This is a genomic window from Mucilaginibacter sp. KACC 22773, assembly GCF_028736215.1.
In the GTDB taxonomy this organism is placed as follows: domain Bacteria; phylum Bacteroidota; class Bacteroidia; order Sphingobacteriales; family Sphingobacteriaceae; genus Mucilaginibacter.
Map to the genome: position 1 here is coordinate 715,691 of NZ_CP117883.1, position 12,697 is coordinate 728,387.

Sequence of the window (12,697 nt, forward strand, 5' to 3'; positions counted from 1 at the left end):
TTTTTATTAAAGCCTTATAGTTTTATGCCTACTCCACAAGATATTCTAATCGGCAAGCATCCCGCAAAAGGTAACTTTTTTGCCGAGTGGCTGGACTTTCTGGATGAAGCTGTTCCGGCTGCCGATCCCAACAAAAAACATCGTAAACTCAGCGAAATTGCTGGAAAAAGGGGCATAGCAATAAAGGGCATTGCCCAGTACCTATTAGACCATCATGTAGATCCTAAAAAGCTTGCAAGGGCAAAAAAACGAAAAGAGGAGATATTAAAAAAATACAAGCTAAAATCCTTTGAAGAATATTTAGACACGCAAACTTATTTTCCCAAAGCAAAAAATACAAGAAACGGGAACACTGCGGAGGTTATCTTATCGAACTATTTACAGGTTACAAGTGGTTTATCCTTGCTGGCTTTTAAACTCACTTATAACCCAAATGTCGACCAAGCTATCAAGGGTGACGATTGCCTGCTTTTTGACGTAAAAGACCTTACACGCAAAGTTATAGTAGGAGAAGCAAAATTCCGTGGCAGATCGCCGGATAATAAAGCCATTAAGGAGATGATCAAAAATCTGGAGGGCGCAAAGAAATTACCTATTTCTCTCCCTTTTATTTCGCAGCATTTTACAGCCATTGGAGATGAGGAAATGGCAGCGCAAATTGATGATTTGTTATACGAGCTTACCACGGGAAAAGTAAACGTGGTCAACGTTGGCCTGATTATAAGCACCAAATCCGCTAATAGAGGCCAGGACGCGGGGCAACAGCTGGATCATTATTTAAAAACTAATAATCCCCAACTGGTGGCCTTATCGCTGGGAATAGACGATCCTGACGAGATCGTTGATAAAACTTTTGATGAGGCTTATAAATTCCTTAAAGCTTCTGTCAAATGAATCCTGAAAGAGCAATAGAAAATTTTGACCGTCTTGAAAAAGATGGCGATGCGCAGAACCTTTTTGCACGGGCAAACGCTCGTTACATACTACTTGGGGTTAATGAACCACGTGAAAACTTTCCACGGACGTTAGAGACGAACCTGACTCTTGGTTCAGACAGCCTGGCATTTTATTATTTAAACATTGGCTGCACCCTTTATGAAAATATTTCTCAATCGGAAATTATTGGCAGGTGCCTGGAGAAGGGGGCGGAATTCCTTGAATATAACCACTCGCCTGAAGCGAACAGGTCTCAACTGAGTCCTTATTGCATCTTAACCTGCGGATTGGCGTACTACGCATCAGGCCAATATTCAAAGGCTTTTATTATTCTCCAGGGCATTGAAGGATACAAAACCGATGTTTCGGTTATGGTCAGCGCCTTTTTAAGGAAACGGTTTGATGAGGTAGGCATCATTTTGAACCGCATCCTTATCAACTCCAGGGCGTACTCTGAATCTTTTGAGGAGGAAGATCGCGAAAACTCCCTTGCAATAATTCTTTTCGCCAAGTCTATTGCAATGTTGATGGATTATCTTTTTTCCGGTCATATCGATAGCCTTGAAAAGGCAATCGATATTCAAAAGGACTTATTGGAATTACTAAGCATCGAACGAGAGCCATCACTTTGGTGGGTGGTCAGATTGTTCCGGATCATTTCGACCGGGTTTGAAACAAATTCCTTGTGGGCCACTATTCATGAGCAGATTACTGATGACCTTGAAAGCACAAAGGAAAGTTACATACATAATTTACTGTTTGCTAAAAACCCTGTTGTAGAACTTTTTAACGCACAGATAGCGGCATTGCCAAAGATCCTGTCTCCGCAGGGTGCAGTTGTCAGTTTACCCACGAGTTCCGGAAAAACACAGATCGCAGCGATAGCTGCGCTGGAGACCCTTTCCCAGGATGCCAATGCAAAGGTGCTTTATCTTGCACCGTACAGGTCTTTGGCCTATGAGGTGGAAGTGTCGCTCAAAACCCTTTTCGGGCCGTTGAATTTTTCGGTCTCGCAATTATATGGCACCGGACAATTCAGCAAGGTTGACCAATTGGTATTGGACGAGGCCAGTATTCTTATCGCTACGCCCGAAAAGGCCAAGGTCATATTAAGAGGGAATGAGCATATTTTTGATGCGGTGAAATTAGTCATTATCGATGAAGGTCATTTGTTAGGTAAACAACGACGGAACGTTATTAATGAATTTTTCATCGAGGAAATCAGATTGTTACTATCTCGTAACGGCGGCAAGTTAGTTTTGCTATCAGCTGTACTACCTAATGCCGATACCATAGCGAAGTGGCTTTGTGGCGATGAAAAAGCTTGTGCCGAGGGAAAAGAGCGGCTGGCAAGGCAACGCCTCGGTTTGATGATCTTTCGTAATCATAGTGTTAACTTGGAATGGTTTGGCGAAGAAAAAAGTTTTAACCCAGGGTTTATCCGGCCTATTCCTTCAACGCGGAAAGGAGGTTTAACACAGCCAAATGACAAAGCATTGGCCGTGGCCCTGACGGCCCTCAAGCTGAGTGACAATAAACAGTCCGTACTCCTTTTTACAGCGCGGGCAATCAGTGTGTACACTTATGCCAAAGCTTTATTAAAAGGGATAAAACTAACCGATGATGAAGAACTTTTCGACTGGCAGGATTGCCCGGAATGGCAGGAGTTGAAACTTGTTTGTCAAGAATATGAATCACCCGAAAACAGTCAGATCATGGAATATGCGAAACATGGAATTTTGTGCCATAAAGGGGATTTAAACAAGGAATTACGGTTGGTGTTGGAAAGGCTGATGCGGAATGCCAAACCCAGAATTATTGTGGCGACTACAACGTTGGGGCAAGGGGTAAATCTTGGCGTCAGCACGGTTATTATGGCTGACATCGAATATTATGATGCTGTTCGTAAAAAACAAACAAAGCTTACCAATAGCGAAGTTTGGAACGTCCTTGGGAGGGCTGGCAGGGCGTTCCAAGATGTTGAAGGAAAAATATTATTTGCGGTAGAAACTTTGGATGACCGCAAGCAAGCTGAGATTTATATAAAAAATGAACCCCATAACGCCCAAAGTGGTGTACTCAGCCAAATTAAAAGGGTCAAGGACCTTGCTAAAGCTGCCGATGTCGATTTTGACACGTTGTTGGGCCTGATCGCGGAAAACAAATTTAATGTTTTCAGAAAGAGAAAACTGGTTGCCACACAGGTGCGGCTTGACCATGAATTCTTAGAAATAATGGATTGGCTGGATGACACATTACTTTCCCTTGATATCCGCCTGGGAGGTGATGAGGACGACTTCGATGATCACCTGCGAAATACGCTGGCTTACATCCAGGCTGAAGATGTCGAAGGAATAAGCCAGGATAATGTCTTTGATTTTTTAAAGGCGCGTTTAAAATCACTTAAGGAAGTTGTGGTGCCAGAAGAAGGGCGCAGATTGGGGCTTGTTTCCTCAGGGCTGCCGCTTGCAGCAGCTATTAAACTGGATGAGGTGTTTGAAGACGCGCTGAAACTGTGCGATCTTTATCTGTCATCCGAAATGGAAATTGATGATAAGCTTGAATTGCTGAAGGCATTAGAGCATATCGTTGTCGGCTTTCCATCCTCTCCTTTTGAACCACTTCGAAAGTCAAATGGAACGCCCAAATTTACAGAAGCAGAATACGACGTGATCCGGTCTGTATGGATTGGCGGAAAATCACTCTCGCTTTTGAAAGTGATTGATGATGCGGTCAAAGCGTGCAACAATTATTATGCTTATACTATTACCTGGGTAATGGGAGCCTTTGCCAATAAATGCAAGAGCAGGGATGATGACGAGCATGCCAGCTTATTCGAGGAGCTGGCTATTTCCGCTGAAATGGGACTGCCTGATCTGGTAACCTCAAAAATTTACTTAAGCGGCCTGCGTTCGCGGACGGCAGCCATGGAGATTAAAGACACAGAAGTACTGTCGAATATTTCCGATGAGATCAAAGTCAATGAGTTGCGTGAATTTTTGCTGGAAAATATAGAAGAACTTATTGATGAAACTAAAAAGCCCTTGACCCATGCATGGCTTATTAATTTCGCGAATGAAGCGCAAAATTATAAGCCACGCAGAAGGGAGAAAATTAAAAACCTCAAACTGCGTAAGGAATTTGAAACCGATGTGTTATTGGTCAGATCAGTTGACGACCAAACCTTATACCTGGTTTCCCCTGATTATAGTGAGCGGGTTTCACTACTGACTACAAAAGATAGTACGTTGTGGTCGGTAGCAAATAGGTTTGACGGTTATTATTACCGAAGAAAAGACCTATGGGTGTATAGACACAAACGATGATCGTGTATTCTGCAACGCCACGAGCTTCAATTCGTTATCCTATTAACGCCATTGATTTACTTATAAGGCGCATAGCTGGTTGATGTATCAAAATCGACAATAGATAACTATTTACTATCATTCGTTGGTTTGACCGAACAGGATAATATGCCAATCTTTAACCTTCAGGGTCGCTTGACAAACTCAAGTCTAAAAAGAACAGGGCTGGTAAAACCCCATCCAAATATCAGTTATCTAAAATTTCAAACCGTCATTTTACGCTTGTTAACCTGCTTTTTGCTGGAGCGTCCTCCTTTTGCTGCTCACCTTGCTTTTTGCCGGTGGTTTGTTTTTGTTCCGGTTTTAGCAATTCTTCTCGTTTGATCTTTTTCATTTGGTGATCCAAAACATCGACGGTTTTAAATTGAGGATTTGCTGATATGAAATATTTCTGTTCCTTGCCATCCCTTTCTACTGTGACTTGCTGGGAGTTTCCTTTTTTTAAGGAGCGAAAAAAGATTTTCCTTGGTTTTTGGATCGGCCATTTCCTTAATACCTTTTCCTTCAAGGGTCTGCTCCAGGTCATAGCCATAATTTTCGGTGAACTTTTTGATTTCCTTGTGCCCAGGATAATCTCTGTCGCTAATATTTCATTAACACAGCTGGCGAAGAATAGCTATACCAACTGGATTATAATGTTAATACTTTGTTGAATGTCGTCTTACTATGCTCCGACTCATTCAAATAATTGTTGGCCTTCGGTGTAGTACGTTTTTCGCGAAGCGATCTCTGCTACGAGAATAGCTTCGCCATTTGGTGTCAGCTTTTGTTTAGGCAGGTGGACCTTTAGAAAATCCCGTTCCTTCTCAGTAATGGTATCCGGGAAGTTTTTGAGGATATGTGCCTCAGCATCCATTAACACTTGTTTGATCGCATAGGTCAGGATATTAATTTTCTCTTCAGGGATTTTGTTGGCTATGGAAAACGGCGAGATTTTCGCGGCGTAAAGAATCTCGTCAACATAAGCATTACCGATACCCTGAACTACCTTTCCATCGGTCAGTACCGTTTTGATCGGGCGGCCAATTTTCTTCAGCGCTGTTTCCAAATAGTTTGCAGGTAGCTCCATGGCGTCAGGTACCTTTGATATCTCCGGGTCGAGCATCAGCATCACTGATTTCTGCCAATCCGTAATGGCAAGGCCCGTTCCATCCGAAAACAGCAATTCGGCGATGGTAAACTTGTTTTCGTTTTTGCTCTCATACCAATGCATCGACCCGTAAAGCATCAGATGAAGGCCCAAGACGTGCCTATTGCCGAAAGCAAAATACAATTGCTTGCCAACCCGGTTGATCGCCGTCAGTTGCAATCCTTCAAGGGCTGCCTTAAAAGCAGCCTCGGGTTCTTTGAGTTTTCGGGGAACCAGGATGCCGATAGTGGTTAGCGTCTTGCCAACAAGCCGCTTGGCAAGGTTGCTGCTGAATATATTTAGGTCGGGTATTTCAGGCATATCTTTTTTGGTAGTTATTGGTAATGACTTTCTATTCTTAAACCGATTTCGGCGATAATATCCTCAGTCAGGATCACACCGGATGCCTGCATCCAGTCCCAGTCATCATTATGCGCAATAGATGCCACCCAAAGACCGTCGAACAGAATGTCATATTGATTATCTTTCATCACGGCTTCACAATAGATCAATTGGTTACCATAGGCTAAGCCGAACCCGATCACTGGGTGTTCCATGTCATCCATCGTTACAAAATAAAACATTTAAAATAAGAAGTTGTGCTAAAGAACTGCCTTAATCTTTAATTTTACGAAATGGAATTTGGACACGTTCAAGACGCAATTGCCGATATTGATTTTTCATTGCCCCCGGATACAGCAAGAACAAAGCGCACACTTAAAGCAGCCAGCCCTAATGACGAACTACAGGTATTTATAGGTGCCTCGAAGTGGGGTGAGAAAAGCTGGATCGGCAAAATCTATCCTAAAAAAACGCCCGACAATGCCCTTCTTCCCTTCTATAGTCAGAACTTTAATACCGTTGAATTTGGTCCCACTTTCTATAATATCTACACCGCAGATGAACTTACACGGTGGGTGCAGCAGGTAAATGATTCGCCGGCTTTTAAGTTTTGTCCGAAGTTTCCGCAGAACATCACTCATATACGCAGGCTATCCAATGCGGAAGAACAAACGGCTAAGTTTTATCAAAGCCTGGCAGGCTTCGGGAACCACCTGGGACCCTTGCTGCTGCAGTTGGGGGAGAATTTCTCGCCGAAAAGCTTACCAAACCTCAAAGCTTACCTGGAGGCATTACCGCCGTCTATTAAAGTCAGTGTAGAAGTACGTCATAAAGATTGGTTTAGCATCGAGTCAAGCCGTAACGATTTGTTTCAATTGCTCCATAACCTGAACATAGGCACGGTCATATCGGACACATCCGGAAGAAGGGATGTTGTACATATGGAACTGACCACCAACGAAGCCTTCATACGTTTTGTCGGCAACGATCTGGCGCCAAGCGATTACACCAGAATGGATGAGTGGGTGGAAAGACTAAAAGTCTGGAAATCCATGGGTCTGAAAGCGGTGTGGTTCTTTATGCATCAGAACAACGAAAGATTTGTGCCTGAAGCGTGCGATTATCTGATCAAACAACTGAACGATAAGTTAGGAACAACTATTGCCAGGCCCAGGTTTCTGACGGAAAATTTATAACGGGCGGATATAGCGCTAGTCTATCTCTCCTAAAATACTTGAGCTGATGAACAAAACCCGTGCGCAAAAGGGTTTACCACCGCTAACCGAAGAAGAAGCTTTAAAATAGTCAGCCCTTTAAATAAACAGAGATTCACTACGGATTCATAGTTTTATAAATCGGTTTTTTGCTGTTATCTTGGCGCTGGTAATGTACCTCAAACCATGAATCACGATTTTAAAATTATTGCTATCCGACCGGGGCTGAAATGCAATCAGAAATTCCTTAAAACACTGATCGGCGGTAAAATCTACCAGCTCTGTAAGGATTTTGAACTCGGTGACGGGCAGATCACTTTTACACCAACTTATCCCCAGGAACTTTTTAATGCCGGCGGCCTGGCCGTCCATGTATCAGCCATTGCCGGCAGGAACGGCTCAGGCAAGAGTACCTTATTCGACCTGCTGTTTGCCGGGCTGTACAATCTTTCCGTTTCAGAAAATATTCTCAAACAACCGGAAGACGAGATACCTGAACCGCCTGAAGGGGTCATATTCGACCTATGGTATAAACTGGACCAGCATATTTTCCTGGTGCAGTTCAAGGGCCAGGAGATAACCGCCCGCCGTTATTCGCCGGTCGCTGACGGGGCGTTGATCTTTATATTGGAAGCGGAGCCGATCGCGCTAAAAGACATCACCCTCTTTTATTCCATCATTATCAATTATTCGCTGTATGCATTGAATACCAAAGACCAGGGCGAGTGGCTGGGGGCCTTATTTCACAAGAACGATAATTACCAGACACCGGTAGTGATCAACCCGTTCCGCGACCGGGGCATCATTGATATCAATATTGAGGATGACCTAGTGCAGTCACGGCTTTTATATAGTCTGCTCAGGCGCTCTAAAAAAGACCCTGAACATCGGCTGCGCACGCTTGCACCTAATAAAACGGCCCGGCACCTGGAGCTTCAGCTGAATGAATCCAAGTTTCAGAAGTCTGGCGAGGGATGGAGCCAGCCGGTGGACCCGGGTTTTGAAGATGTGCAGTTCTTGGATGAGGTATACGAGTTTTTGCTTGATGACCGATATTTTGTGCCGGAGGAGAAACCTTGGAACCAGGTTGCCCAACGGTATATTATGGGTAAACTGCGGAACATCACCCGTACTTACGCCCGCTATTATAAATATAGCCAGGCCTTTATCGATGATACGGCACTAAACTCGCCGCTCACCGTTAGCGCTAATGAAAGAAGGCGACTGATCCTGCGGGACTACCTGAATGATCTTCAAACAGATACCAGCCATATCACATTCAAATTACGGAGGGCAGTAAATTTCCTGACCTATAATTTCCTGCCAAAAGAAGGTGGTGCGCAGGAGATAAGTATAGAACAGCTGAGTATCGACATTATTAACTGGAGCAATCTCTATAAAAAAGACGTCATGGACCTGCTGCCTCCGTCATTTTTGAAAACCGACATTTATTTCGATAACGGTAGCTTCAACGAGCTTAGTTCCGGCGAAAAGCAAAAGATCTACAGCACTTATTCGGTTGTATACCATCTACTCAACCTGGATTCTGTGGCTGATACGGTCGAATACAAATACAGGCATATCAACTGCCTGATGGATGAGATCGAACTTTACTACCATCCTGAATTGCAGCGAACCTATGTGAATGACATGTTGGAGATCATCGAGAAAACCGAACTGGAGAACATCAAGTGTATCAATTTTACATTTATTACCCATTCGCCGTTCATCCTTTCCGATATACCGCGTGCCAACATTCTTTACATGAAGACAAATGCCAATAATAAAGCGGAACCGCAGGAGGTTGATCTGCCGACCTTTGGGGCAAATATCTACGACCTGCTGAACGACAGCTTCTTTTTTGATAAGGGGTTCATCGGTGAGTTTGCCGCCCGGAAAATTGAGAATGTAATCAATATCCTTAATGGCGCACCCGGTGAGCCGCCGATGGAGCCGGGGGCCATAAGGGAGCTGATCGCGAATGTGGGCGAACCCTTCCTACGGGAAAAGCTGGCCGATCTATACGAGGAAAAAATGAACGATGATACCCTGCGCCGGAGGCGGCTGGCGGAACTGCAGCAGGAAATGGATCGTTTAAACAATAAGGGCAATGATCGGAATTAAACGGGACGATACCCTGGCCGGGCAGCATTACGACCAGATCAGCACTAAACTTTCCGCCGAGATCAGCCGCATCGTCAATGCCGGGGGCCTGCCTAAACACGGGCGCAGGCGGCGACGCAAAATAGAGCCGGACCTGCTGACCTTTTTAAAAAAACTACAGCAGCCGGGTGAGCTGAAGAAATACATCATTACCCCGGCCGATGAGTTGGAAGACCTGATCAAAGACTTTAAAAAAGATGTCGGCAGTTTCCGAAACAAAAGGAAGAGCACGCACCGGATCATTAAATACATCTTTTTGGAAAGAGGCTATACGCCTTTTGATAAACTTAAATTTATTAAAAGGCTGAACCTCGATACCTGCGTTTACTGTAACCGTAATTATATCTACGCGGTCGATAAATCCGGGATCGTTAAACCGCAGATCGATCACTTCTATCCGCAGCATCTTTACCCGTTCCTGGGACTTAATTATTACAACTTGATCCCGGCCTGCCAGACCTGCAACGGTTTCGACTGCAAGAGCAAAAGCGATCCGCTGGACGCCAAAACAGCACTGATCAATCCTTACCAGATCGAGGATCAGCATTTTCAGTTTACCTATGGCATTAACCCGGCGCATATCGGAAAAGCTTTAGCAAAAGGTGCTTATACGCTGAGTTTCGCCAGGCAGGAAAAAGAGCATTTATCGGTTTTTAAACTGGAAGAATTCTATTCCCTGCATACCGACCATGTTGCCGAACTGGTTTATAAAGACAAAACAAAATATCCACCGCACTATAAACGGTCCCTGGAGAAAAGGTACAAAGGGTTGGGGCTGGCGGAAGACGAGATCGACCGTATGATCCTGGGTGCCTATGCAGGGAACGATGAACTCCACAAGCGCCCGCTGTCCAAACTTTACCGGGATATCGGCTTGGAGCTTGGCCTGATCAAAAAGAAGCCGACACCATAATTGAGCGAATAGCTATTGTTATAAAGTGTTTTTAAACTAAAAAAGGCTCACTTGTTCGGCTGGCGGTTCTTCCTGACCATACACCGGCAACTTTTTGCCCCAGTCATAATAAGCGTCCGGTACTATGCCTTCAGGTACCGGTTTACGGCTGCGAATGGAATATACCGGGTAATGCGCGATGTTATCCGAAGGCATTTCAAAATGAAAAAACTCCTCCATATCATCGTCACTCAGATCATCCAGTACCCACGCATGTTCCATTTCCGGCGTCAGGAACAGCGGCATTCGATGCTTATTGTCACCGGAATTGTGTATCCACATCATTTTATCGTTAGCATGGCGAGTAATCATAGTAAATGAGGCAAAATTAAATATCTCGCCGGTGTCCTGGTCCACTTCCTGGCTGACCTGGTAGAGTGCCGGAACATAAAAACCCTTGCGGCCTTCCAGGCTGATATGATACGGGATCTTATTCCTAAAGCCTTTTACTTCCCTGTGTTCATAGATCCCGGTAGCAGGTATCAGGCAACGATTGTTGCGCAACCTGTACCAATACGATTTTTTATCGCCGATGATTCTTTCCGAGCGCGCATTGACCATATTGGATCGCTGTAACTGCCGTTCTCGCGGATCATCGATATAAGTAGGAACTACCCCCCAGCTCATATTGGCGAGTACTAATGCTTTCCTGTTAACCACAATCGGGTGTGTAGGCAATATCTCACAGGTCACGTGCACCATATTATTAGGATAATGAGCCAGATTCGGGGCAAGTTGGATGCCTTTAAAGTCCTGCGTTACGATTTGAATTTCTGAATGAAAGCTGATATCTCTGCACATAAGCTATTTGATCATATCATAAAAAAGGGCGGTATGGCTTTGTTCACCGGAGGTGATCTCTGCTTTTAAACGCCCATGCTCCACAAATATACGCACATCATAGTGATCTTCTTTTTTCATGCGGATATAGTGAATATACGCAGAAACACTTTTGACATAGGCTTTTTGAAGCCTTTTTTCGTGACGGGCATCTATTGTTCCATTAAAGAACATCGTTATGCCGGATTCGTTTTTTAAGAGTTTAACAATCGCTTGGTACTGGTTCAGATCAAGCAGGTTCTGCGCTTTACCCTCGTTGGGCCGTAATTCCTGTTCATGGTGACGTGCTTCCTGTTGATCAGCATAAGCAGACAGTAAAAAGGTTTTCTGTAATGGCTGGCCCGGCCATTGAAAGCGCTGGATAACCACAAAAGGCTTGCCTACCCCCATGAGTTTCTTCAGGGTGTCTTCCTTTATGCGCAGAAATGGGTTATAAAACAAGCTATCAGTCATTTAGCTCTGCTCTAAAATTATTTTCAAATATAAACAAAATGCTAATATTTTTAGTATTAGTTTTGTTATCCGTTTTCTGAACGAATAAAAGCAAAAAATGATGAGATAAAAAATTGTTCATTTTACTAATTAATCCGAAGGCATAATGAGCGCAGACCGCCAGATCATTCACATGGATCAGGACGCATTTTTTGTATCCGTTGAAGTCCGTAAAAACTCGGAACTAACTGGAAAGCCAGTGATCATAGGCAGCCTGTCGGATCGCGGGGTGGTGGCGTCATGCAGTTACGAGGCGCGTAAATTCGGTGTTCATTCTGCTATGCCAGCCCGTATGGCGCGTATGCTTTGCCCGCACGGCATTTGGATCAGGGGCAACATGGATGAATATTCCAAGGCTTCGCACGAGATCACGGAAATCCTGAAAGAAAATGTGCCGCTCATTGAAAAGGCCAGCATCGATGAACACTATATTGATATGTCAGGCATGGATAAACATTTTGGTACGCTGCTTTATGCCAGGGAATTGCGAGCCAAAGTCATGCGGGAAACGGCGTTGCCAATTTCATTCGGTCTTTCGGTCAATAAAACGGTTTCCAAAATGGCGACTAACGAATGTAAACCAAATGGCGAACTGAATATCGAAAAAGCGGTTGTACAGCCCTTCCTGAACCCCTTGTCTATTCGCAAAATTCCCGGCTTAGGAGAGAAAACTTTTATCAAGCTGAGCGACATGGGCATTAAGAAGATCTATGAACTTTCACAGGTTCACCCTGAATATATGAACAGTATTCTTGGGAAGAATGGAATCTGGCTGCTACAAAAAGCCAAAGGAATAGATGATTCGCCGATTATTCCCTATCAGGAGCAAAAATCCATTGGTACACAAACAACTTTCAAAAATGACAGCATTGATCTCGTAGCCATCAATTACTTATTAACTTCCATGGTCATGGAGCTGGCCTTTGAACTGCGCCAAAAAAAGAAACAAACAGCCTGTATCACCGTGACGGTCCGCTATTCCACCAGGGAAGACGTTACTAAACAGGCTGTTATTCCTTATACGGCTTTAGATGGACCGCTCATTAAAAAGGTCAAAGAATTATTCAAGGCGGCTTATCAAAAAAGATTACTGATCCGATTGGTGGGCGTTCGCTTATCCAACCTGGTCAATGGTTTTGAGCAGATCGACCTTTATGCGGAATCCGAGGAGCAATACAGTCTTTGCCAGGCAATGGATAAAATACGTCGGCGCTTCGGCCCTGATTCCATTAAACTGGCTTCCGGTATCAATCTTAATCTTTAA

11 protein-coding genes are annotated in these 12,697 nt (G+C 44.2%); 6 read left to right on the forward strand and 5 right to left on the reverse strand.

The features are described 5' to 3' along the window. The first annotated feature begins 24 nt into the window (after positions 1-24). Both PQ469_RS03010 and PQ469_RS03015 read left to right on the forward strand, forming a co-directional pair. Positions 25-894, forward strand: coding sequence for a Hachiman antiphage defense system protein HamA (locus PQ469_RS03010; RefSeq protein ID WP_274211655.1), 870 nt, complete (start codon positions 25-27; stop codon positions 892-894). Beyond that, positions 891-4,262, forward strand: coding sequence for a DEAD/DEAH box helicase (locus PQ469_RS03015; RefSeq protein ID WP_274211656.1), 3,372 nt, complete (start codon positions 891-893; stop codon positions 4,260-4,262). Before PQ469_RS03010 ends, PQ469_RS03015 begins: the two co-directional genes overlap by 4 nt. A 250-nt stretch (positions 4,263-4,512) precedes the next feature. Here the strand turns inward: PQ469_RS03015 and PQ469_RS03020 are convergent, their stop codons facing one another. From PQ469_RS03020 to PQ469_RS03030, 3 genes are all read right to left on the reverse strand, one after another. Next, a complete protein-coding gene (locus tag PQ469_RS03020; protein ID WP_274211657.1) occupies positions 4,513-4,827 on the reverse strand; it encodes a hypothetical protein in 315 nt (104 codons plus the stop codon). 150 nt (positions 4,828-4,977) lie between these two features. Further along, a complete protein-coding gene (locus PQ469_RS03025) occupies positions 4,978-5,751 on the reverse strand; it encodes a DNA-formamidopyrimidine glycosylase family protein (RefSeq protein WP_274211658.1) in 774 nt (257 codons plus the stop codon). A 14-nt stretch (positions 5,752-5,765) separates the two neighbouring features. Further along, entirely contained in the window at positions 5,766-5,996 is a 231-nt protein-coding gene (locus PQ469_RS03030) for a hypothetical protein (RefSeq protein WP_274211659.1), read from the reverse strand. Between the two features lie 69 nt (positions 5,997-6,065). Between PQ469_RS03030 and PQ469_RS03035 the strand changes: the two genes are divergently transcribed. From PQ469_RS03035 to PQ469_RS03045, 3 genes are all read left to right on the forward strand, one after another. Beyond that, positions 6,066-6,968, forward strand: coding sequence for a DUF72 domain-containing protein (locus tag PQ469_RS03035; protein WP_274211660.1), 903 nt, complete (start codon positions 6,066-6,068; stop codon positions 6,966-6,968). Between the two features lie 204 nt (positions 6,969-7,172). Further along, entirely contained in the window at positions 7,173-9,110 is a 1,938-nt protein-coding gene (locus PQ469_RS03040) for a hypothetical protein (protein ID WP_274211661.1), read from the forward strand. Next, complete coding sequence (locus PQ469_RS03045; RefSeq protein WP_274211662.1) at positions 9,097-10,062, forward strand: hypothetical protein; 966 nt, start codon at positions 9,097-9,099, stop codon at positions 10,060-10,062. The genes PQ469_RS03040 and PQ469_RS03045 overlap by 14 nt, the downstream gene beginning before the upstream one ends. Positions 10,063-10,098: 36 nt before the next feature. Here the strand turns inward: PQ469_RS03045 and PQ469_RS03050 are convergent, their stop codons facing one another. Continuing rightward, positions 10,099-10,902: an SOS response-associated peptidase gene (locus tag PQ469_RS03050; RefSeq protein WP_274211663.1), complete on the reverse strand. Its 804-nt coding sequence runs from the start codon at positions 10,900-10,902 to the stop codon at positions 10,099-10,101. 3 nt (positions 10,903-10,905) lie between these two features. Beyond that, entirely contained in the window at positions 10,906-11,394 is a 489-nt protein-coding gene (locus tag PQ469_RS03055; protein ID WP_274211664.1) for a hypothetical protein, read from the reverse strand. Positions 11,395-11,539: 145 nt separating this feature from the next. On the opposite strand from PQ469_RS03055, the gene dinB reads away from it, so the two are divergent. Further along, complete coding sequence (gene dinB, locus PQ469_RS03060; protein ID WP_274211665.1) at positions 11,540-12,697, forward strand: DNA polymerase IV; 1,158 nt, start codon at positions 11,540-11,542, stop codon at positions 12,695-12,697.